21 protein-coding genes are annotated in these 20,444 nt (G+C 63.9%); 12 read left to right on the forward strand and 9 right to left on the reverse strand.

Going from position 1 to position 20,444, the window contains the following annotated elements; all coding sequences use genetic code 11:
• Positions 1 to 51 precede the first annotated feature (51 nt).
• From U9J33_RS09950 to U9J33_RS09975, 6 genes are all read left to right on the forward strand, one after another.
• Positions 52 to 906, forward strand: a complete 855-nt coding sequence (locus U9J33_RS09950; RefSeq protein WP_324694899.1) for a phosphatase PAP2 family protein — start codon at positions 52 to 54, stop codon at positions 904 to 906.
• A 105-nt stretch (positions 907 to 1,011) separates the two neighbouring features.
• Entirely contained in the window at positions 1,012 to 1,242 is a 231-nt protein-coding gene (locus tag U9J33_RS09955; protein WP_185997494.1) for a biotin/lipoyl-containing protein, read from the forward strand.
• 77 nt (positions 1,243 to 1,319) lie between these two features.
• A complete protein-coding gene (locus U9J33_RS09960) occupies positions 1,320 to 1,862 on the forward strand; it encodes a peroxiredoxin (RefSeq protein ID WP_324694902.1) in 543 nt (180 codons plus the stop codon).
• 148 nt (positions 1,863 to 2,010) lie between these two features.
• Positions 2,011 to 3,138 carry a peptide chain release factor 2 gene (gene prfB / locus U9J33_RS09965; protein WP_132468765.1) on the forward strand — a complete coding sequence of 376 codons (1,128 nt, stop codon included), beginning with the start codon at positions 2,011 to 2,013 and terminating at the stop codon, positions 3,136 to 3,138.
• Between the two features lie 72 nt (positions 3,139 to 3,210).
• The gene (locus U9J33_RS09970) at positions 3,211 to 3,975 is read left to right on the forward strand and encodes a class I SAM-dependent methyltransferase (RefSeq protein WP_132468766.1); all 765 of its coding nucleotides are present in this window, start codon (positions 3,211 to 3,213) and stop codon (positions 3,973 to 3,975) included.
• A 77-nt stretch (positions 3,976 to 4,052) separates the two neighbouring features.
• Positions 4,053 to 5,459 (forward strand): NAD(P)H-dependent flavin oxidoreductase, encoded by a 1,407-nt coding sequence (locus U9J33_RS09975; RefSeq protein WP_054441687.1) that lies wholly within the window; start codon positions 4,053 to 4,055, stop codon positions 5,457 to 5,459.
• A 168-nt stretch (positions 5,460 to 5,627) separates the two neighbouring features.
• Here the strand turns inward: U9J33_RS09975 and leuA are convergent, their stop codons facing one another.
• From leuA to miaA, 8 genes are all read right to left on the reverse strand, one after another.
• Positions 5,628 to 7,301 (reverse strand): 2-isopropylmalate synthase, encoded by a 1,674-nt coding sequence (leuA, locus tag U9J33_RS09980; protein WP_054441689.1) that lies wholly within the window; start codon positions 7,299 to 7,301, stop codon positions 5,628 to 5,630.
• 248 nt (positions 7,302 to 7,549) lie between these two features.
• Positions 7,550 to 8,173, reverse strand: coding sequence for a TMEM175 family protein (locus U9J33_RS09985; protein ID WP_324694907.1), 624 nt, complete (start codon positions 8,171 to 8,173; stop codon positions 7,550 to 7,552).
• A gap of 76 nt (positions 8,174 to 8,249) precedes the next feature.
• Positions 8,250 to 8,567 (reverse strand): I78 family peptidase inhibitor, encoded by a 318-nt coding sequence (locus tag U9J33_RS09990; RefSeq protein ID WP_185997491.1) that lies wholly within the window; start codon positions 8,565 to 8,567, stop codon positions 8,250 to 8,252.
• Positions 8,568 to 8,634: 67 nt separating this feature from the next.
• The gene (locus U9J33_RS09995) at positions 8,635 to 9,282 is read right to left on the reverse strand and encodes a YceI family protein (protein ID WP_324694910.1); all 648 of its coding nucleotides are present in this window, start codon (positions 9,280 to 9,282) and stop codon (positions 8,635 to 8,637) included.
• An 84-nt stretch (positions 9,283 to 9,366) separates the two neighbouring features.
• On the reverse strand, positions 9,367 to 10,386 hold the full coding sequence (gene ilvC / locus U9J33_RS10000; RefSeq protein ID WP_054441697.1) for a ketol-acid reductoisomerase: 1,020 nt from the start codon (positions 10,384 to 10,386) through the stop codon (positions 9,367 to 9,369).
• Positions 10,387 to 10,501: 115 nt separating this feature from the next.
• Positions 10,502 to 11,020, reverse strand: a complete 519-nt coding sequence (gene ilvN / locus U9J33_RS10005) for an acetolactate synthase small subunit (protein WP_054441698.1) — start codon at positions 11,018 to 11,020, stop codon at positions 10,502 to 10,504.
• A 31-nt stretch (positions 11,021 to 11,051) separates the two neighbouring features.
• Positions 11,052 to 12,794, reverse strand: a complete 1,743-nt coding sequence (gene ilvB / locus U9J33_RS10010; protein WP_324694914.1) for a biosynthetic-type acetolactate synthase large subunit — start codon at positions 12,792 to 12,794, stop codon at positions 11,052 to 11,054.
• Between the two features lie 218 nt (positions 12,795 to 13,012).
• Positions 13,013 to 14,014 carry a tRNA (adenosine(37)-N6)-dimethylallyltransferase MiaA gene (gene miaA / locus U9J33_RS10015; RefSeq protein WP_324694916.1) on the reverse strand — a complete coding sequence of 334 codons (1,002 nt, stop codon included), beginning with the start codon at positions 14,012 to 14,014 and terminating at the stop codon, positions 13,013 to 13,015.
• On the opposite strand from miaA, the gene serB reads away from it, so the two are divergent.
• Positions 14,007 to 14,891, forward strand: coding sequence for a phosphoserine phosphatase SerB (gene serB / locus U9J33_RS10020; RefSeq protein ID WP_324694918.1), 885 nt, complete (start codon positions 14,007 to 14,009; stop codon positions 14,889 to 14,891). The two genes, miaA and serB, sit on opposite strands and share 8 nt — an antisense overlap.
• A gap of 14 nt (positions 14,892 to 14,905) precedes the next feature.
• Positions 14,906 to 15,565 carry a DUF1345 domain-containing protein gene (locus U9J33_RS10025; RefSeq protein WP_082370568.1) on the forward strand — a complete coding sequence of 220 codons (660 nt, stop codon included), beginning with the start codon at positions 14,906 to 14,908 and terminating at the stop codon, positions 15,563 to 15,565.
• Between the two features lie 87 nt (positions 15,566 to 15,652).
• Here the strand turns inward: U9J33_RS10025 and purL are convergent, their stop codons facing one another.
• Positions 15,653 to 17,824 (reverse strand): phosphoribosylformylglycinamidine synthase subunit PurL, encoded by a 2,172-nt coding sequence (gene purL / locus U9J33_RS10030; RefSeq protein WP_324694920.1) that lies wholly within the window; start codon positions 17,822 to 17,824, stop codon positions 15,653 to 15,655.
• Between the two features lie 139 nt (positions 17,825 to 17,963).
• Between purL and U9J33_RS10035 the strand changes: the two genes are divergently transcribed.
• The 4 genes from U9J33_RS10035 to U9J33_RS10050 all read left to right on the forward strand — a co-directional run bounded on the left by U9J33_RS10035 (position 17,964) and on the right by U9J33_RS10050 (position 20,435).
• The gene (locus tag U9J33_RS10035; protein WP_054441751.1) at positions 17,964 to 18,218 is read left to right on the forward strand and encodes an exodeoxyribonuclease VII small subunit; all 255 of its coding nucleotides are present in this window, start codon (positions 17,964 to 17,966) and stop codon (positions 18,216 to 18,218) included.
• A gap of 3 nt (positions 18,219 to 18,221) precedes the next feature.
• Positions 18,222 to 19,130 carry a polyprenyl synthetase family protein gene (locus tag U9J33_RS10040; protein ID WP_054441699.1) on the forward strand — a complete coding sequence of 303 codons (909 nt, stop codon included), beginning with the start codon at positions 18,222 to 18,224 and terminating at the stop codon, positions 19,128 to 19,130.
• The gene (gene coaD, locus U9J33_RS10045) at positions 19,130 to 19,648 is read left to right on the forward strand and encodes a pantetheine-phosphate adenylyltransferase (RefSeq protein ID WP_054441700.1); all 519 of its coding nucleotides are present in this window, start codon (positions 19,130 to 19,132) and stop codon (positions 19,646 to 19,648) included. Before U9J33_RS10040 ends, coaD begins: the two co-directional genes overlap by 1 nt.
• A 100-nt stretch (positions 19,649 to 19,748) precedes the next feature.
• Positions 19,749 to 20,435 carry a peptidylprolyl isomerase gene (locus tag U9J33_RS10050; RefSeq protein ID WP_185997486.1) on the forward strand — a complete coding sequence of 229 codons (687 nt, stop codon included), beginning with the start codon at positions 19,749 to 19,751 and terminating at the stop codon, positions 20,433 to 20,435.
• The last annotated feature ends 9 nt before the right edge of the window (positions 20,436 to 20,444 follow it).

The following is a 20,444-nucleotide window of genomic DNA, read 5'->3' on the forward strand; positions in this document are numbered from 1 at the left end:
CCTGTTACTCAAGCTGGAAAAGCGTGAATAACAGAAAAAGGGAGTTCGGCGATGAAGGGTGCAAGGCTGGCAACGCGTATCTGCGGGGTGATCGCAATCGCGGCTGGGGCTGCCGGGGTAGCCATGGGTCAGGCGCAAGTCGCGGCGCCTGCCCAGAGTTCGGTTTCCCCGTCCGATGCCAACAAGGCGGCGATGGCGGAGATAATGCGCCACGGCAGCTACCTTCCGCGAGGCGGCGCGCCGAACAGCCTGCTCTATAACCCGGCGCCCCCGGCACCCGGCTCCGCAGCCATGGCGCGGGACGAAGAGGCGGCGAAGGCGGCCCTCGCCCTGCATGGCACGCCGCGCTGGGAACAGGCCAAGATCGATGCCGATCTCTTTACGCCGAAACTCACCGATACGTTTTCCTGCGCTGCCGGTTTCCGCATCGGCGCGGACACCACCCCGCGGGTTCAGGCCCTGCTGTTCAAGGCCATGATGGACTTCGGCCTCGCCAGCTATCCCACCAAGAATCATTATAAGCGGGCGCGTCCGTTCATGGAAAACGGCAAGGCGATCTGCACGCCCGATCAGGAGGGGATCCTGCGCAAGGATGGCTCCTACCCCTCGGGGCACAGCGCCATCGGGTTCGGCATGGGGCTGATCCTTGCCGATCTGGTGCCTGATCGCGCCGGAGAACTGGTCGCGCGGGGGCGTGCCTTCGGGGAGAGCCGCCGGATTTGCAATGTTCACTGGCTGAGCGATGTCGAGGAAGGAAGGATCGTTGCGACCACTGTCTTCGCCCGTTTGAATGCCGAACCGGCTTTCACCGCCGATATCGCTGCTGCGCGGGCAGAACTGGCTGAAAAGCGCGCCTCGTTGCCCGTACCGGACTGCGCGCGAGAAAACGCGGCGCTGGCGATGTAATCGTACCGGCGAAACCTGCACGCGCCCAGGCTCTCGGCCCTATGCCAGTGCACGGGCGCGCGATAGGCAATGGTCAAAGACATTCGCAAAGGATCGAGAAAGACCATGGCCGTTGAAATCCTGCTCCCCAAGATCGGCTTCTCCATGCAGGAAGGGCAGATCGCAGAATGGCTCGCCAAGGACGGGGACGCGGTTTCCGAAGGTCAGCCGCTTTTCTCGCTCGAAGCGGACAAGTCGACCAACGAGGTGGAAGCGCCGGCTTCGGGCACGCTCAAGATCGTGGCCGCCATCGGTGAAACCTACGAGGTGGGAACCGTACTCGGCTACATCGAGTAAGAGGGGTAATTCCAACCGATAATGGCAACGGGGAAGGGGGCTGGACAGGCCCTCTTTCCAGGTCCAGATTGCGCCTCATGCGCAAGACTTTTTCCGCCGTCGCCGCCGCTCTGGCTCTCGCTTTTTCTGCCGGTGCCGCCGATGCGGCGCTGCCGGTCGGCGCCAAGGCGCCCGCCTTTTCGACGCAGGGCGCGAAGGGCGGCAAGGCCATGTCGTTCGATCTCAAGGCGGCGCTGAAAAAGGGGCCGGTCGTCCTCTATTTCTACCCCAAGGCCTTCACACAGGGTTGCACGCTGGAGGCGCATGCCTTTGCCGATGCAACGGATGATTTCGCCAAGCTCGGTGCCACCGTGGTGGGCATGTCGAACGACGATCTGCCCACGCTCCAGAAATTCTCGACCGAAGCCTGCCGCGACAAGTTCGCGGTTGCCGTTGCCACGCCGGCGGTGATCAAGGCCTACGACGTTGCGTTGAAGCGCGAAGGCGCGCCGGCCGGCATGACCGATCGTACCAGCTATGTGATCGCGCGGGACGGAAGGATCGTCATGGTCCATTCCGACCTCGACTATCGCGACCACGTGAAGCTCACGCTGGAAGCGGTCAGAAAGCTTAAGGGCTGAGAGAGCCTTTCACGGCTCTTGAACAGCACCCCCATCAGCGGGTAATAGCGCCGCTTTCGCACGGCTTGCCTGACGATGGGCATCGCGCGCGCTTTACTTACGTCGCCACTGCGCTATGCGCGGCGCTCGTTTCTGGGAGTTTGAAGTCATGCGTGCCGAAGGGCAGGCCCACATTGCGCGTATCGAGAAGGCCCTCGCGCTGGTCCGCAAGTTCCTCGACTGGGACCGCGCCCTGCGCCGGTTCGACGAGCTGAACGCGCGCGTCGAAGACCCCACGCTCTGGGACAAGCCCAAGGAAGCCGAAGCGGTGATGAAGGAACGTCGCCGTCTCGAAGCCTCGATCGGCGCCGTGAACGACATCAGCCGCGAGATGCAGGACGCTGTCGAGTTCGTGGAACTGGGCGAGATGGAAGGCGACGAGGATACCATCAACGAGGGTATCGCGACGCTGGCTGCGCTGGCTGACCGTGCCGACCAGGACAAGGTCACCGCGCTCCTCTCGGGTGAGGCGGACAGTAACGACACTTATCTCGAAGTTCACGCCGGGGCCGGCGGAACCGAAAGCCAGGATTGGGCCGAGATGCTCCAGCGCATGTACACGCGCTGGGCGGAGCGTCATGGCTACAAGGTCGAACTGGTCGATTATCACGCCGGTGAAGCCGCGGGCATCAAAAGCTGCACGCTGCTCATCAAGGGCGAGAACGCCTATGGCTATGCCAAGACCGAGAGCGGCGTCCACCGCCTGGTCCGCATCAGCCCTTACGACAGCTCGGCGCGCCGCCATACGAGCTTCTCGTCGGTATGGGTCTATCCGGTGATCGACGATACTTTCGAGATCGACATCAACCCGTCCGACCTGAAGATCGATACCTATCGCGCTTCGGGTGCCGGCGGGCAGCACGTCAACACCACCGATTCGGCCGTGCGCATCACGCACCAGCCATCGGGCATCGTCGTGGCGAGCCAGATCGACCGTTCGCAGCACAAGAACCGTGAAATCGCGATGGGCATGCTCAAGGCACGCCTGTTCGAGGAAGAAATGCGCAAGCGTGAGGAAGCCGCCAGCGCCGAACACGCGAGCAAGAGCGATATCGGCTGGGGCCACCAGATCCGTTCCTATGTGCTCCAACCCTATCAGCAGGTGAAGGACCTGCGCACCGGTGTCGTCTCGACCGCGCCCGGCGACGTGCTGGACGGCGCGCTCGATCCGTTCATGGCCGCTGCCCTGTCGCAGCGCGTCACGGGCGAGAAGGTCGAGGTCGAAGACGTAGACTGAGTTCGAAGCGCGTTCGGACCGCAGCTTGGCAGCCGATTTTGCCAAGCGCGGGCCGAACCGCTAAAGGGCCGCATGCGCTTGTCATCCCGCCTTGTCTGTCGCGCCGCCATCGCGGTCTCGACGCTTGCTCTGGGGCTTGCCCTGGGGGCGTGCCATCGCGAGCCGGTGGACGAATCGCGCCCTGAAACCGCGCGGGCCTTTCCGGTGGCGGATCGCCCGATTTCCAAGACGCCAGACGGCGCCGTCGGCACCGAAGTCCAGCGTGACAGCATGAACGAGGCGCAGGTCGTCATGGACCTCGCCCGGATCGAGCCGGGCATGAGCGTGGCCGATCTCGGCGCAGGCGAGGGATATTACACGGTTCGTCTGGCCCAGCGCGTCGGCTCCAAGGGGCGCGTGCTGGCTGAGGATATCGATCGTGAAGCGAACGAGCGGCTGGGCAACCGCGTCATGCGTGAAGAGCTGGAGAACGTCTCCATCAAGCTCGGCACGCAGGATGATCCCAAGCTGCCCGAAAACAGTTTCGACCGTGTCTTCCTGGTACATATGTACCACGAGGTCACGGAGCCTTACGCCTTCCTCTGGCGCCTGCGCCCCGCGCTGCGCAAGGGAGGCCGCGTGGTCGTGGTCGATGTCGACCGCGCGAGCGACAGCCACGGAATTCCACCGCAGCTGCTTTTCTGCGAATTCGCGTCCTTGGGCTTTCGTTTGACGGAATTTGTCCGTAAGCCGGAGTTACAAGGCTACTACGCGCAGTTCGAGGTCGCAGGAGCGCGGCCGGAACCCGCAAACATCGTACCTTGCCGGATGTCCGGCAACACCACGGCGCAAAAGTAGTGAGCGTCAGTAGCACAGGGCGTATATAAGGCCGCTGAACCAGCGTGCCCGACGCCGGGGGAAAGACGAAAGAGAAGATGGGTTTCAAGGGTCTCAAGCCGATTGTCTATGGTGGACGCGAAGTCTGGCCGCTCGTCGAGGGCGGCAAGGGCGTTGCCGCGACCAATCACATGAGCTCGGGCGCCTGGGCGGCGGCTGGCGGCATCGGCACGGTCAGCGCCGTCAATGCCGACAGCTATGACGCCGAAGGCAAGATCGTCCCGCAGGTCTACAATGCCCTGACGCGCAAGGAACGCCATCAGGAGCTGATCGACTACGCCATCGACGGCGCAGTCGAGCAGGTTCGCCGTGCCTACGAGATTTCCGGTGGCAAGGGTGCAATCAACATCAATGTCCTGTGGGAAATGGGCGGCGCCCAGGCCGTGCTGGAAGGCGTGCTGGAAAAGACCAAGGGAATGGTCACCGGCGTCACCTGCGGCGCGGGCATGCCTTACAAGCTGTCCGAGATCGCCGCGCGTTTCAACGTGAACTACCTGCCGATTGTCAGCTCCGCCCGTGCTTTCCGCGCGCTGTGGAAGCGTGCCTATCACAAGGTCTCTGACCTGATGGGCGCGGTGGTCTACGAGGACCCCTGGCTGGCCGGCGGTCACAACGGCCTGTCCAACGCGGAGGATCCTCTCAAGCCGGAAGATCCCTATCCCCGCGTGAAGGCGCTGCGCGATACCATGCGTGCAGAAGGCATTCCGGACAGCGTGCCGATCGTCATGGCCGGCGGTGTCTGGTTCCTGCGTGACTGGGAAAACTGGATCGACAATCCTGAACTCGGCTCGATCGCGTTCCAGTACGGCACGCGCCCGCTGTTGACGCAGGAAAGCCCGATCCCGCAGGCGTGGAAGGACCATCTGCGCACGCTGGAACCGGGCGACGTGCTGCTGCACCGCTTCTCGCCGACCGGGTTCTATTCCTCGGCCGTGCGCAACCCGTTCCTGCGGAACCTCGAAGCGCGTTCGGAGCGCCAGATTCCCTATTCGAAGGTCGAGGCCGGAGAGCACACCGTGCGTCTCGACGTCGGCGTGAAGGGCAAGAACTTCTGGGTCGCGCCCAAGGATCTCGACCGTGCGCGCAGCTGGTCGGCCCAGGGGTTCACGGACGGCCTGCGGACGCCTGACGATACGATCATCTTCGTCAATCCGGCCGAGCGTGACGAGATCCGCAAGGATCAGGCGGACTGCATGGGCTGCCTGTCGCACTGCGGGTTCTCTTCGTGGAAGGATCACGACGACTATACCACGGGTCGCCTTGCCGATCCGCGCAGCTTCTGCATCCAGAAGACGCTTCAGGACATTGCCCATGGCGGCCCGGTCGACGAAAACCTGATGTTTGCGGGCCATGCGGCCTACAAGTTCAAGCAGGACCCGTTCTATTCGAACGGCTACACGCCGACGGTGAAGGAACTGGTCGACCGCATTCTGACCGGCGACTGATCGAAGCCGGTGACGGAAAAAGGAAAAGGGCGGCTTTGGGCCGCCCTTTTTCGTTTCCCGCCCTAGGGGCGCGCGTCCCTTGCTTCGCAAATCTAAAGGCGGAACGCAAAAGCGGCGGAAAGCACATCGTGCTCCCGCCGCTTATGTTCAAACGCGTATGTCTTGCGGTCAGATGCGTGCGGTGTTCGCAGCGCTGAGTACTGCGCGGACGCTGGCGGTGGCCACGTCCTCGTCGATGCCGACGCCCCAGATCACGCGGCCATCGGGGGCCACGCATTCCACGTAGGCCGCTGCACGCGCGTCGGAGCTCTTGCCCATCGAGTGCTCTGCATAGTCGCGCACGTCGAGCGTGACACCGAAGCTCTCGGCCAGCGTGGCCGTAACCGAAGAGATCAGGCCGTTGCCGCGTCCGGATACCGACTGCTCCTTGCCGTCCACGCCGATCTTACCGGCGAAGACGCGGGTGCCGTCGGCGGCCTTGGCTTCTTCCCAGTCGATGAGCTGGAAGTGCTGCGGGTCGTCGATGCGGTAGGCCTTGCGGAAGACCTCCCAAATGTCCGAGGCCTGGAGTTCGCGGCCCAGTTCGTCAGCCAGTTCCTGCACATGCTTCGAGAAGTGCGCCTGCATGCGCTTGGGCAGTTTCAGGCCCTGGTCCTGTTCGATCACCCAGGCGAAACCGCCCTTGCCGGACTGCGAGTTGACGCGGATCACGGCTTCGTAATCGCGGCCGAGATCGGCGGGATCGATAGGCAGGTAGGGCACGGACCAGATTTGGTCGTTGCGCTTTTCCTGCGCGGCGAAGCCCTTCTTGATGGCGTCCTGGTGGCTGCCCGAGAAGGCGGTGAAGACCAGTTCGCCGCCATAGGGATGGCGTTCGCCGACCTTCAGCTGGTTACAGTATTCCACCGTCTGGATCACTTCGTCGATGTCCGAGAAGTCCAGCTCGGGGTTCACGCCCTGCGTGTACATGTTCATTGCCACGGTGACGAGGCAGCAATTGCCGGTACGCTCGCCATTGCCGAACAGGCAGCCTTCGACCCGGTCCGCGCCAGCCATCAGGCCCAGTTCGGCGGCAGCGACGCCGGTGCCGCGGTCGTTATGGGTGTGCAGCGAGATCACTGCCGATTCGCGGTTCGGCAGGTTCCGGCAGAAATACTCGATCTGGTCGGCATAGACGTTGGGCGTTGCCGCCTCGACCGTTGCCGGCAGGTTGAGGATGATCGGATTTTCCGGCGTCGGCTGGAGAATTTCCATCACCGCCTCGCAGACCTCGATCGAGAAATCGAGTTCGGCGGTCGAGAAGGTCTCGGGCGAGTATTCGAACTGCCACTTGGTGGCGGGATACTTCGCCGCCTGATCGCGCAGGATCCTGGCGCCGCCTTGCGCGATGCCCTTGATCTCTTGCTTGTCCATACCGAACACCACGTTGCGCCACAGCGGCGAGACGGCGTTGTAGAGGTGGACAATCGCGGCGTGGACGCCTTCCAGGCTCTCGAACGAGCGGGTGATCAGGTCTTCCCGCGACTGGGTCAGCACCTGCACCAGCACGTCTTCGGGAATGCGGTCGTTCTTGACGAGGCCGTTGATGAAGTCGAACTCGGTCGCACCCGCGCTGGGAAAGCCGACTTCGATTTCCTTGAGGCCGACCTTGACCAGCAGGTCGAAGAAGCGGTTCTTCTTTTCGGCGCCCATCGGGTCGATCAGTGCCTGGTTGCCGTCCCGCAGGTCGGTCGAGAGCCAGCGCGGCGCCTTGGTGATGACCTGCGAGGGCCACTGGCGGTTCGGCAGGTCGATCTGCGGGAAGGGACGGTACTTGACCGAGGGGTCTTGCAGCATGGTCATGGGTAATCTCGCTCGGAAAAACTTCTTCGGTTAAAAGGCTTGCCGGTCCAGTTCAGGCCGGTCTTTCCGGGTCCCCTTGAGCGCCGAGCGCGCCGCAGGACCGACGCGTCAACTCACGCCCAAGGGCGGGTAAGTCGCAGGGTAAGGCCTAGAAGAAGGTTCATTGCCGGAGCCTATGGGCATTCGCTTGGTCGATGTAAAGCGAAAAGGGCCTTTTCCTTCCCGCAGAGGACGACGCACTTCATGATCTAGGCAGGCGGAACCCTGTCGAGGAACAGACGGTCGAGCACGCTCCAGGGCAGCATCCAGAATACGGCGACAAGTGCCGCGCAGACGATGCCGAGCCACGGGGATACGAAAGTCAGCGGAATGCCGAGGGCATATACTGCCGAAGCGGCGATCCCCTTGCGGTGCGAGGCCTTGTGATAGCGGCGGCTGGCAGCGGTGCGTGTGCCGGTGGCCGCGATCCGTCCTTGCAGCAGGACATAGGCGAGGGCAGGCGTCAGCATCGTTGCCAGATAGAGCAGGGTCGCCTCGCGACTGAAGTGATGCTCGCCGAGATAGGCGGTGGAGAAGGGGATCAGCGAGAGGGTGAACAGCAGCAGCATGTTCGACCACAGCAGCCCGCTGGTCACGACCCGCGCATGGCCGAGCAGGCGGTGGTGATTGACCCAGTAGATCGCGACGTAGGCATAGCTCAGCACATAGGCGATGAAGATCGGCCAGAGTTGCCAGAGCGCCTTCAGTCCCTCGGTGACCGGGGTTTTCAACTCCAGCACCATGATGGTGATGATGATGGCGAGCACGCCGTCCGAGAACGCCTCGACGCGGGCGAGGCCGTCCTCGCGCTCGATATCGTCAGCTTCGTTCATCCGGGGCTCCGTTACATTCCAGCAATGGTGCTTGGAGGAGCGGAGCGCCCGGATCAAGATGTCAGATGGTATGGGATCAGGTGCAGGTGAAGCCCTTGATCTTGCCGTCATCGCCGACCTGGACGTTCAGGCGGTCGGGCCGGTAGTCCATGGTCACGGCAGAGCCGGGCCTGATGACGCGCATCGGCTTGTCGCCGCGCGATGCGGTGATTGCGGCGATAACCTCGTCGCTGGCAGGCTGGCCTACGTAGGAAGCGAACTGTTCGGCGCCGCAGCTCGGCTCCATCGACGGCGGGGTTGCATCGGCCACTTTGTCGTTCCCGGTACTGGCGCAGGCAGAAAGGGCGAAGAGGGCCGTGGCCAGGGTGATAGTCGCGGTCAGTCTGGTCTTCATGCCGATCTCCTTTCGAGCGTTCATGCCATGAGCCCATGGCGCATGGGCCGTGAACGGTCGATGACGCTTATTGCTTCTCGAAGGCGGCGTTGATGACCAGTACGGTTTCGTCGGAGACCACCGGCACGTACTTGGAAACGCCGAAGTCGGAGCGTTTGATCAGGGCGCGGCCGAGGAAGCCGATCGAATCCTTCTTGCTCATCGGGTTCTGTGCGGCGCCGAAGAAGCGCGCGATAATGGTGATCGGCTTGCTGACACCGTGGAGGGTCAGCGTGCCGTCGATCGAGGCGCTATCGGGCCCGCGCGGCGTGACCGACGTGGCGACGAAAGTGGCAGTCGGGAACTTGCCGGCATCAAGCCAGTCGGCGCTGACGAGTTCTTCGGAAAGCTTGCTGCTGGTCGTCTGCACGGAGGTTGTGGGGATGGTGACGCTGAGCTTGGTGGCCGACAGCTTGTTGGGATCGAGCGTCAGCGAACCGCTCGCGCCCGAGAACGTGCCGGCGAAGGGCGAAATGCCCATGTGCGAGACGCTGAAGGTGACTTGCGTATGGGCCGGCTCAACGGCGTAAGTCCCGGCCTTGACGTCGGCGGGGGTGCCCGATCCGTGCAGCATTTCCATGCGGTCGCGTCCACCGCCGGGGCCAGGCTGGGCGATGACGGGGGCCGCAAGCGCGGCAGCGGCAACCAAAGCGAAAGCGATATGCGGACGGCGCATCGGGTCTGCTCCTGAACAAAAGAGGCGGCGCATTTCTGCGCCGCCTCCGATGTTTCGTCAAACGCCAAAGCGTCTGGACGGAACTTAGTTCTTCGCCTTGTCCACCAGCGCGTTGGCGCCGATCCAGGGCATCATGGCGCGCAGCTTCGAGCCGGTTTCCTCGATCGGGTGACGCTTGGCGGCGATGCGCGAAGCCTTCAGTTCCGGCTGGCCGGCGCGGTTGTCCAGCACGAAGTCCTTCACGAAACGGCCCGACTGGATGTCTTCCAGAACGCGCTTCATTTCCTTCTTGGTCTCTTCGGTGATGATGCGCGGACCGGTCTTGATGTCGCCGTATTCGGCGGTGTTCGAGATCGAGTAACGCATGTTGGCGATGCCGCCTTCATACATCAGGTCGACGATCAGCTTCAGCTCGTGGAGGCATTCGAAATAGGCCATTTCCGGTGCGTAACCGGCTTCGACCAGCGTTTCGAAGCCGGCCTGGACCAGCGCGGTGGTGCCGCCGCAAAGCACGGCCTGCTCACCGAACAGGTCGGTTTCGCATTCCTCGCGGAAGTTGGTCTCGATGATGCCCGAACGGCCGCCGCCGACGCCCGAAGCGTAGGCCAGAGCGACGTCCTGCGCATTGCCGGTCACGTCCTGATGGATCGCGACGAGGCAGGGCACGCCGCCGCCCTTGACGTATTCGCCGCGAACGGTGTGGCCCGGGCCCTTCGGCGCGATCATGATCACGTCGATGTCGGCGCGGGGCTCGATCAGGCCGAAGTGGACGTTGAGGCCGTGGGCGAAGGCGAGTGCCGCGCCGGGCTTCAGGTTCTCATGGATGTCGGCGGCGTAGATCGCGGCCTGATGCTCGTCGGGGGCGAGGATCATGAGAACGTCGGCCCATGCGGCCGCTTCGGCGTTGGCGAGCACCTTGAAGCCGGCGCCTTCGGCCTTCTTGGCCGAGGGCGAACCCGGACGAAGCGCGATGGCCACTTCCTTGACGCCCGAGTCGCGCAGGTTCTGCGCGTGGGCGTGGCCCTGGCTGCCGTAGCCGAGGATCGCGACCTTCTTCTCGGTGATCAGGTTGATGTCGCAATCGGCGTCGTAATAGACCTTCATCGTAGTACCCTTTCGACGGCCCGTTCCCGTAAGGCGGGGCCTGATTGATATGCGCCGTGGGCGCGTGGTTCGTTGTTTCCGGCACCGTGTGCCGGAGGATGGATTAAGCTCGGTTCTAGGCCTCGTGCGGCCCGCGGATCATGGCGACGATGCCGGTGCGGCCGACTTCGACAAGCCCGAGGTCGCGCATCAGCTGCACGAAGGTATCGATCTTGTCCGGCGCCCCGGTGAGTTCGAAGATGAAGCTCCCGGTGGTGGTATCGACTGCCTTGGCGCGGAAGATATCGGCCAGACGCAGTGCCTCGACGCGCTTTTCGCCGAGACCGGCCACCTTGATAAGCGCCAGTTCGCGGGCGACGTGCGGACCGACTTCGGTCAGGTCCACCACCTTGTGCACCGGTACCAGGCGTTCGAGCTGGGCGTGGATCTGGTCGATCTGGCTCGGCGGGCCGTGGGTGACGATGGTGATCCGGCTCACCGCGTGGTTCTCGGTGATGTCGGCCACGGTCAGGCTGTCGATGTTATAGCCGCGTGCGGTGAACAGGCCGGCGATCTTGGCGAGAATGCCCGCCTCGTTATCGACGGTGATGGTGAGGACGTGGCGTTCCTCGGCCTCTTGCTTGATGTGCATCATGATATGTCTTTCGGATCCTGCGCGCGCGTTGTCAGACCAAAGCCTTGGCTTCGTCGTCCATCGTGCCGGCGACGGTATCGCCGTAGAGGATCATGTCCGTATGGGCCGCGCCCGAGGGGATCATCGGGAAGCAGTTCGATTCCTTGGCGACGAGGCAATCGACGATGACGGGGCCGTCGTAGTCGATCATCTCCTGGATACCGGCATCGAGCTGGCTTTCGTTCTCGATGCGGATGCCCTTCCAGCCATAGGCCTCGGCCAGCTTCACGAAGTCCGGCAGGCTGTCCGAATAGGACTGCGAGTAGCGGCTTTCGTACGTCAGCTCCTGCCACTGGCGGACCATGCCCATCCACTCGTTGTTGAGGATGAAGATCTTCACCGGCAGGCGGTACTGAGTGGCGGTGCCCAGTTCCTGGATGTTCATCTGGATCGAGGCGTCGCCCGCGATGTCGATGACGAGGCTGTCCGGGTTGCCGAGTTGCGCGCCGATCGCGGCGGGCAGGCCGTAGCCCATGGTGCCGAGGCCGCCCGAAGTCAGCCACTTGTTCGGACCGAAGAAGTGGAAGTACTGCGCCGCCCACATCTGGTGTTGGCCGACTTCGGTGGAGATCACCGGGTCCTTGTCCTTCGTCAGCTCGAACAGGCGCTGGACCGCGAGCTGCGGCATGATCGCCTTCTTCGAGAGCGGGAAGTAGAGGCTGTTCTTGCCGCGCCATTCCTCGACGCGGGCTTTCCAAGGCGCCAGGTCCTGGCCTTTGCGATCACCCCAGAGCGTCAGGATCTGGTCGAGCACGGTGGCGCAATCGCCGATGATCGGCAGGTCGACGCGGACCGTCTTGTTGATCGATGCGCGGTCGATATCGATGTGGATCTTGGTCGAATTCGGCGCGAATGCGTCGAGGCGGCCGGTCACGCGGTCATCGAAGCGGGCGCCGATGCAGACGATCAGGTCCGCCTGGTTCATCGCCAGGTTGGCCTCGTAGGTGCCGTGCATGCCCAGCATGCCCAGCCAGTCGGCATGGTCGGCCGGGAAGGCGCCGAGGCCCATCAGCGTCGAGGTGACGGGCGCGCCGGTCTTCGCCTGAAGCTCGCGCAGCAGCTCGGTAGCACGCGGGCCGGAATTGATGACGCCGCCGCCGGTATAGAGCACCGGGGCCTTGGCCTTGGCGATCAGTTCGACGGCCTGCGCGATCTCGTCCGCCGTGCCTTCGGTGCGCGGCGAATAGCGCTGGCGGCGCTGCGTCGGCGTGTCGTTCCAGATGGCGCTGGCGATCTGGACGTCCTTGGGAATGTCGATCAGAACCGGGCCGGGCCGCCCCGAAGTGGCGATCTGGAACGCCTCGTCGATGGTCGCGGCAAGGTCTGCCGGATCCTTCACCAGGTAGTTATGCTTGGTGCAGTGACGCGAGATGCCGACGGTGTCCGCTTCCTGGAACGCGTCCGAGCCGATCAGCGCGGTGGGAACCTGGCCGGTGATGATGACCAGCGGAATCGAATCCATGAAGGCGTCGGCAATGCCGGTGATGGCATTGGTGGCGCCAGGGCCCGAGGTGACGAGAACGACGCCGGGCTTGCCGGTCGAGCGCGCGTAACCTTCGGCCGCGTGGGCCGCGCCGGCTTCGTGACGGACCAGGATGTGCCGAAGTCGCTCGTCGCCGAATAGAGCATCGTAGATCGGTAGCACGGCGCCGCCGGGATAACCGAATACGAATTCGACTCCCTGCTTGACCAGGCTTTCGACCAGGATGTTCGCGCCGCTGCGCTCTTCAGTCACAACATATTCCTTTTCCGACTCGTGGGCGTTTCCCGAGGGATGGGCTGCCCTTCGAATGTTGCGCGCCAATCACGGTGCACATTACCAAAAAACCACAGTTCGCTTGTTGGCGAACTATAATGAAACCGACCCGACACGACGGGCGCCGTGCCGGGTCCTCCCTCTCCTCCCTGCATACTTTCATCAGCAGGTGAGGGGGCTCTAAGGGGACGAAAATATTACGTCAACCCCATAACGTGAAATAATCTATCTTGTATGGATTTTTCGTCGAAATATTCGAACTCAATCCTTGTCCAATCTTGCGGAGGTTGGTGCCGCAGCCAGGTGAACTGACGCTTGGCATAGTTCCGCGTGACCTGTGATCCGCGGGCAATCGCTTCTTCCAGCGTGCTTTCTCCGCGCACCACGGCGGCAAGCTCGGGAACGCCGATCGCACGCATTACCGGCAGGTCGGGATCGAGCCTTCTTGCGAGCAGGGCTTCCACTTCGCGCAGGGCTCCGCGCTCGATCATGCGTTCGAACCGCAAGTTGCAGCGTGCGTAGAGCGCTTTTCGCTCGGGCAGGAGGATCGCGGCGTGAAGCGAGACATCGCCGCCGATGCCGCCGCTGGTCCGGGCCTGCCAATGGGCGATGGTCAGCCCTGTAGACCGCACGACCTCAAGCGCGCGCGCGATGCGGGCGGCGTCTGCCGGGGCAAGCCTGGCGGCGCGTTCCGGGTCTTCGGTCTGCAGGGCGGCATAGGCATCTGCAACGGGCAGGGCGCGCACCGTCTCGCGTACATCGGGATCGATGGCCGGTACGGGGGCGATGCCCTCCAGCAGCGTGCGTATATAAAGCCCGGTGCCGCCAACGAGGACCGGTATGGCGCCTTCGGCATGGACCCCCGCGATGGTTTCGCGTGCGGCCCGTGCCCAGTCGGCGGCGGAACAGGTTTCGGCGCCGTCCCATGTGCCGAACAGGCGGTGATCGATGCCGCCCATCTCCTCGGGCGCGGGGCGGGCGCTGAGAACCGTCAGGTCTGCATAGACCTGCGAACTGTCGGCATTGATGACGACCGCGCGCTTTCCGCGCCTTTCCAGTTCCTGCGCCAGGGCAACGGCACAATCGCTCTTGCCGCTGGCGGTCGGCCCTGCAATGAGCGCGAGCGGCGGTTTTTGCCCGTTCGGCACATCGCTTGTGGAATTTTCATACGCAGCTTCAAGGGAATTCGCAGTGCTCATTGCGCGGCTGATAGCAGAACCGGACCACCTCACGGCAAGAATCGATGCGGCCCGCACCGAAATGCAGGAAAGAGGCGTACGTCTCGCTTCGGCGGCGATGCTCGATTTCTGCGGGCAGACCATGCAGCTTGCCTCGCCGGACGAGGATGCGGCGGCGCTGCGCAAGGCGCTCGACGATCATTTTGCGCCGACCGACGGTCTCGTCTCCGATCATGAGCCGATCCTGCCGGGCGTTTTCATCTCCGACATGGATTCGACCATGATCGGACAGGAATGCATCGACGAACTGGGTGATTTCGCCGGCCTCAAGGACCGCATTGCCGAAATCACCGAGCGCGCCATGCAGGGCGAACTCGATTTCGAACAGGCGCTGCGCGAACGGGTCGGCCTGCTCAAGGGGCTTTCCGTCAGTGCCATCGACGAGTGCCTTGCCACCCGCATCAAGCCGATGCCGGGTGCGGAAACCTTGGTGGCGACACTTCGGAAGTTCGGCTGCCGCACGGTGCTCGTCACCGGCGGTTTCCACCACTTCGCCGATCCCGTCGCCGGGCGGCTCGGTTTCGAGCATGTCGTCGGCAACCGGCTCGAGGTGGCCGACGACATGCTGACCGGCGGCCTGGTCGGACCGATCGTCGACAGCTCGGTCAAGAAGGCCACGCTGCTTGCCGAGATCGCGGCAGCAGGAGAGGGCGTCACCAGCCTTGCCACCGGTGACGGCGCGAACGACATTCCCATGCTTGAAGCGGCGACTTACGGTATCGCCTATCATGCCAAGCCCAAGGCGCGTGCCGCGTCGAACGGCTGGATCGATCGGGGCGACCTCACCAGCGTCCTGCGCCTTCTCGGCATCGACGAACAGGAATGGGTCCGCAGCTAAGGGAGCGACACGCGATGGCCGGTAGCGGAACTTCGATCCTGAGCCGGCTGTCGCATCCGCGCTACCTGCTGTTCCTTGGCGTGCTGGCGATCTCGGTCTGGCCGCTGATCCCGGCGATAGGGCTGGTCGAGGCGATCGTTACCGCCTTCGACCTCGCCGTGATCGCCTTCGTGTTTTCCTGCATCCCCTTGTGGCGGGATGGCAATCCCGATGTCATGCGGCGTCAGGCCAAGCGTGACGACGCCGGGCAGGTGATGCTGCTCCTGCTGACAGGGGTGATCTCCACGGTGATCCTTGCCGCGCTCGGCACGCTGGTGCTCGACAACAAGAGCCTCGTTCCCGGCGAGATCGCGCTGCTGGTGGTGACGCTGCTGGCCTGCTGGACATTCGCCAACCTGATCTACGCCTTCCACTACGCCCGGCTTTATTACTCGTCGCGCGGCGGCGCGGATCACGAGGGTCTCGATTTTCCAGGCGACTGTGTGCCGGACTTTGCCGATTTCGTGAACTTCGCCCTCGTGATTGGCATGACCTGCCAGACCGCTGATATCGAGATTACCGATTCGGATGTGCGGCGGGTTTCCACCTTTCACGGGCTGTTCGCCTTCGCCTTCAACCTCGGCATTCTGGCGTTGACGGTGAATGTGCTCGCCTCGTCCTCGGGCGGGCACTGAGGCGTCGTATCCTCAAACTGTCGGCACCAACCAAAAAGGGCGCCCACAAGGGGCGCCCTTCCGGTACTGTGTCAGGCGGGAAGGCGATCAGCCCTCCATCCAGTCCTTGAAGAAGGCCTCGTTGGCTTCGCGAAGTTCGGTCACTTCGTTGCCAAGGACCTTGGTGCCGGCGACCGTGCCGATGCGGACGGCGCCCGGAAGCTCCGTGCCGGCAGTTGCGGTGACGACATAGCGGCTCTGGTCTTCGCCGAAGGCCTCGGCGGTGGTCAGTTCCACTTCGAGATTGCAGCCCAGGCCGCTGGCCAGCGCCATTTCCGCCAGCGCGACGACGAGGCCGCCGTCGCTTACGTCATGGACGGCCGTGACCTTGCCGGCGCCGATCCACTCGCGGATCGTGGCGCCGTTGCCGGCCTCTGCCTTGAGATCAACCTTGGGCGCTTCGCCCGCTTCCTGACCCGCGATTTCGCGCAACCAAAGCGACTGGCCGAGGTGCGAGCCGAGCTTGCCCTCGCCAGCGCCCAGAACGAAGATATCGTCGCCGGCGTTCTTGAACGCCACGGTGGCCATCTTGTCGTGATCGACAAGGATGCCCACGCCGCCGATGGCCGGGGTCGGCAGGATCGCCGAGCCGCCGCCGGTGGCCTTCGATTCGTTGTAGAGCGAGACGTTGCCCGAGACGATCGGATAATCGAGCGCACGGCAAGCATCGCCCATGCCGTTCAGGCAGCCGACGATCTGCGCCATGATTTCGGGGCGCTGCGGGTTCGCGAAGTTCAGGCAGTTGGTAATGGCGAGCGGAAGGCCGCCGACGGCGCTGATGTTGCGATAGGTCTCGGCCACGGCCTGCTTGCCGCCCTCGTAAGGGTCTGCGTAGCAATAGCGGGGCGAGCAGTCGGTGCTGATCGCCAGCGCCTTTTGCGTGTTGTGGATGCGGACGACCGCGGCGTCGCCGCCGGACTTCTGCATCGTGTCGCCGCCGACCTGGCTGTCATACTGTTCCCAGATCCACTTGCGCGAGGCGAGGTCGACCGTGCCCATGAGCTTGAGCAGGTCGGCGCCGATGTCGGCGCTTTCGCCCACTTCGCCGAGGGCCGGAACCTTGGCCCAGGCCTTGTATTCCTCAGGCGAGACGTAGGGGCGCTCGTATTCCGGCGCGTCGTCCGCAAGCGGGCCGAGCGGAATGTCGCAGACCACTTCGCCGTTGAATTCGAGAACCATGTGGCCGGTGTCGGTCACTTCGCCGATCACGGCGAAGTCGAGCTCCCACTTCTTGAAGATCGCTTCGGCCATGGCTTCCTTGCCGGGCTGAAGCACCATGAGCATGCGCTCCTGGCTTTCCGAGAGCATCATCTCGTAAGGCGTCATCGCCTCTTCTCGGCAGGGCACGTTGTTCATGTTCAGGCGAATGCCGGCGCCGCCCTTGCTGGCCATTTCGACCGACGAGGAGGTGAGGCCGGCCGCGCCCATGTCCTGGATCGCGACGATGGCATCGGTGGCCATGAGTTCGAGACAGGCCTCGATCAGCAGCTTTTCGGTGAAGGGATCGCCCACCTGCACGGTCGGGCGCTTCTCGTCCGAATGCTCGTCGAAATCGGCGGAGGCCATGGTAGCGCCGTGGATGCCGTCGCGGCCGGTCTTCGAGCCGACGTAAACGATGGGATTACCGAGGCCGGTGGCGGCCGAGTAGAAGATCTTGTCCGTATCGGCGACGCCCACGGTCATGGCGTTGACGAGGATGTTGCCGTCGTAAGCCTTGTGGAAGTTGGTTTCGCCGCCCACGGTCGGCACGCCGACGCAGTTGCCATAGCCGCCGATGCCGGAGACGACGCCCTGCACGAGGTGCTTCATCTTGGGATGATCAGGGCGGCCGAAGCGCAGCGCATTCATGTTGGCGACCGGGCGGGCGCCCATGGTGAAGACGTCGCGAAGTATCCCGCCAACGCCGGTGGCCGCGCCCTGATAAGGCTCGATGTAGCTCGGGTGGTTGTGGCTTTCCATCTTGAAGATGGCGGCCTGGCCGTCTCCGATGTCGATCACGCCGGCATTCTCGCCGGGGCCGCAGATGACCCAGGGGGCCTTTGTGGGGAGCTTCTTCAGGTGGAAGCGGCTCGACTTGTACGAGCAGTGCTCGGACCACATGACCGAGAAGATGCCAAGCTCAACCAGGTTGGGCTCTCGGCCGAGCGCGTTCAGGACCCGCTCGTATTCCTCGGAATTGAGGCCATGCGCCTCGACGACATCGGGGGTGATTTCGGACATGCGACGCGCCTTAGCGCCGAGCGTGGCTCTTCGCTAGACGTAAAAAGGGGTGTTTTCGCGGCGGCCGATACCGCGCGCCGGGGCAGTGGCGCATAGTCCCGCCTTGACCGGTGAACGCGCCCGCTCCATTGCGGTGATCATGACTGAGAACAGTGCCGAAATCGCCGAGATGAGTTTCGAGGATGCGCTGAGGGCGCTTGAAGACGTGGTCCGCCGTCTGGAAAGCGGCGACGTGCCGCTCGACGATTCGATCACGCTCTACGAACGCGGGGAAGCGCTGCGCCAGCACTGCCAGAAGCGTCTCGACGCGGCGCAGGCCCGGATCGAGCGTATCGTCGCCGGTCCCGACGGGGTGCCCGCCGGCACCCAGCCGTTCGACGCGGCGGATCGCTGATTCGTGGGTGAGGTCGCCGTGACCGACCCGATCCTCGCCGAAGGCCTCTCGCGGATCGCGCGGGAGATCGACGGAGCGTTCGATGCGATGCTGCCGGTGCCGGACGATGCCCGCGCGCGCCTGCTGGAGGCGATGCGCTACGCCGCGATCGGCGGCGGCAAGCGGTTGCGGCCGCTCCTGCTCACAGCCGTTGCGGATATGTACGGCGTGGTTCGCGAAGCCGCGATCCGGGCCGCCATCGCCATCGAATCGATCCACGTCTATTCGCTGATCCACGACGACCTGCCGTGCATGGACGATGACGCGCTGCGCCACGGCAAGCCGACCCTGCATATCGCCTTCGACGAGGCGACCGCCGTGCTCGCGGGCGATTCGCTCCATGCATTCGCGTTCGAGGTGCTGGCCGATCCCGCGACGAGCGCGGATCCCTTCACCCGCATCGAACTGGTGCAGGCGCTTGGCCATGCCAGCGGCGCGCAGGGCATGGCCGGCGGGCAGATGATGGATCTGGTGGCAGAGACGAGCGAGTTCGATCTTCAGACCGTAACCCGGCTCCAGCAGCTCAAGACCGGCGCGCTGCTTGGCGCGGCGGTGGAAATGGGCGCGATCCTGGGCCGCCTGCCGCCGGAAGGTCGCGCACATCTGCGTGGCTATGCCCGCGATATCGGCCTGGCCTTCCAGATCGCCGACGACCTTATCGACCATGAAGGCGATGCATCGGTGGCCGGCAAGGCCGTTGGCAAGGATGCCGAGGCGGGCAAGGAGACGTTCGTCTCGCTGCTCGGCCCCGAACGCGCCCGCGAACAGGCCCGCATGCTGGTGGAGCAGGCCATCGGCCACCTTGCCCAGCACGGCAAGGAAGCCGACCTGCTGCGCGCAGTGGCGCGCTACATCATCGAGAGGGATCATTGATGAGCCTTGGTGAACGCATCGGTGTCTATCCGGGCACGTTCGATCCGATCACGCTGGGTCACGCCGATATCATCCGGCGCGGCGCCAAGCTGGTCGATCGCCTTATCATCGGGGTGACGACGAACCCTTCGAAGAACCCGCTCTTCACGCCCGAGGAGCGCATGGCCATGGTCGAACGCGAAGTGGCGGCGCTCGGGATCGAGAACGTCACCGTGGTCGGCTTCAACGCGCTGTTGATGAAGTTTGCGCAGAAGCAGGGCGCCAGCGTCATCATCAGGGGGCTGCGGGCCGTCGCGGACTTCGAGTACGAATACCAGATGGCGGGGATGAACCAGCAGCTCAACCCCACCATCGAGACCGTGTTCCTGATGGCGGACGTCAGCCTTCAGCCGATCGCCTCCAAGCTGGTCAAGGAAATCGCCACGTTCGGCGGAGAGATCGCCAAGTTCGTCAGCCCCACGGTGCGCGCCGATGTCGTCGCGCGGATCGCCGAGACCGGGCTTCTCGGCGACTATTGAGAACGCCCAAGAAACGATTGCGACAAATTCATTCATTGTCACGTCAGCAGCGGGGCACTATCGCCCCTGGCCTGAGCGGCTTCCTTCCTGTGAGTATTCGATGACGTTTCGCCTGACCCTTACCGCGACGATGATCGGCCTGGCGCTGGCGGCTACGCCCGCCATGGCCAAGAAGAAGGAAGACCCGACCCCGACGCCGCCGGTGGCGGTGCTGCCGACTTTCGTCGATCCCGATGTAACCCATCAGCCCGAGAACGTGCTCCTGCTCGATCTCTCGGACGGTGGCCGTGTCGCCATTCGTCTCATGCCGGAATGGGCGCCCCATCACGTGGAGCGGATCAAGACGCTCGCCGGGCAGGGCTTCTACAACGGCCAGATATTCCACCGCGTGATCGACGGTTTCATGGCGCAGACGGGCGACCCGACGGGCACCGGGCAGGGCGGTTCGCAGCTTCCCGATCTGGCAGCCGAATTCAACGCGATGCCGCACGTTCGCGGCACCGTGTCGATGGCGCGCACCAACGAGCCGAACAGCGCGAACAGCCAGTTCTTCATCGTGTTCTACCCGCGTTTCTCGCTCGATCGGAAGTATACCAACTTCGGCCGCGTGATCTCGGGCATGCAGTATGTCGACGCGATCCAGCGCGGCGAACCGCCCCAGAACCCGACCAGGATCGTGCAGGCCTCGCTGGCATCCGAGAACAAGGCGCCGCCGCCGCCCGCCCCGGTCGCGCCGCCGCCTGCGAAAATCACGGCCGACCAGCTCAGCAAATCGAAGTCCAGGTAACCTGACCCG

This window comes from Novosphingobium sp. RL4, from assembly GCF_035658495.1.
Taxonomy (GTDB): Bacteria; Pseudomonadota; Alphaproteobacteria; order Sphingomonadales; family Sphingomonadaceae; genus Novosphingobium.

Excerpts from the sequence above, each read along its gene's own strand:
- U9J33_RS09950 (WP_324694899.1), top strand. The coding sequence starts at position 52 with ATGAAGGGTGCAAGGCTGGCAACGCGTATCTGCGGGGTGATCGCAATC.
- U9J33_RS09955 (WP_185997494.1), top strand. The coding sequence starts at position 1,012 with ATGGCCGTTGAAATCCTGCTCCCCAAGATCGGCTTCTCCATGCAGGAA.
- U9J33_RS09960 (WP_324694902.1), top strand. The coding sequence starts at position 1,320 with ATGCGCAAGACTTTTTCCGCCGTCGCCGCCGCTCTGGCTCTCGCTTTT.
- prfB (WP_132468765.1), top strand. The coding sequence starts at position 2,011 with ATGCGTGCCGAAGGGCAGGCCCACATTGCGCGTATCGAGAAGGCCCTC.
- U9J33_RS09970 (WP_132468766.1), top strand. The coding sequence starts at position 3,211 with ATGCGCTTGTCATCCCGCCTTGTCTGTCGCGCCGCCATCGCGGTCTCG.
- U9J33_RS09975 (WP_054441687.1), top strand. The coding sequence starts at position 4,053 with ATGGGTTTCAAGGGTCTCAAGCCGATTGTCTATGGTGGACGCGAAGTC.
- leuA (WP_054441689.1), bottom strand. The coding sequence starts at position 7,301 with ATGACCATGCTGCAAGACCCCTCGGTCAAGTACCGTCCCTTCCCGCAG.
- U9J33_RS09985 (WP_324694907.1), bottom strand. The coding sequence starts at position 8,173 with ATGAACGAAGCTGACGATATCGAGCGCGAGGACGGCCTCGCCCGCGTC.
- U9J33_RS09990 (WP_185997491.1), bottom strand. The coding sequence starts at position 8,567 with ATGAAGACCAGACTGACCGCGACTATCACCCTGGCCACGGCCCTCTTC.
- U9J33_RS09995 (WP_324694910.1), bottom strand. The coding sequence starts at position 9,282 with ATGCGCCGTCCGCATATCGCTTTCGCTTTGGTTGCCGCTGCCGCGCTT.
- ilvC (WP_054441697.1), bottom strand. The coding sequence starts at position 10,386 with ATGAAGGTCTATTACGACGCCGATTGCGACATCAACCTGATCACCGAG.
- ilvN (WP_054441698.1), bottom strand. The coding sequence starts at position 11,020 with ATGATGCACATCAAGCAAGAGGCCGAGGAACGCCACGTCCTCACCATC.
- miaA (WP_324694916.1), bottom strand. The coding sequence starts at position 14,014 with ATGAGCACTGCGAATTCCCTTGAAGCTGCGTATGAAAATTCCACAAGC.
- U9J33_RS10025 (WP_082370568.1), top strand. The coding sequence starts at position 14,906 with ATGGCCGGTAGCGGAACTTCGATCCTGAGCCGGCTGTCGCATCCGCGC.
- purL (WP_324694920.1), bottom strand. The coding sequence starts at position 17,824 with ATGTCCGAAATCACCCCCGATGTCGTCGAGGCGCATGGCCTCAATTCC.
- U9J33_RS10035 (WP_054441751.1), top strand. The coding sequence starts at position 17,964 with ATGACTGAGAACAGTGCCGAAATCGCCGAGATGAGTTTCGAGGATGCG.
- coaD (WP_054441700.1), top strand. The coding sequence starts at position 19,130 with ATGAGCCTTGGTGAACGCATCGGTGTCTATCCGGGCACGTTCGATCCG.
- U9J33_RS10050 (WP_185997486.1), top strand. The coding sequence starts at position 19,749 with ATGACGTTTCGCCTGACCCTTACCGCGACGATGATCGGCCTGGCGCTG.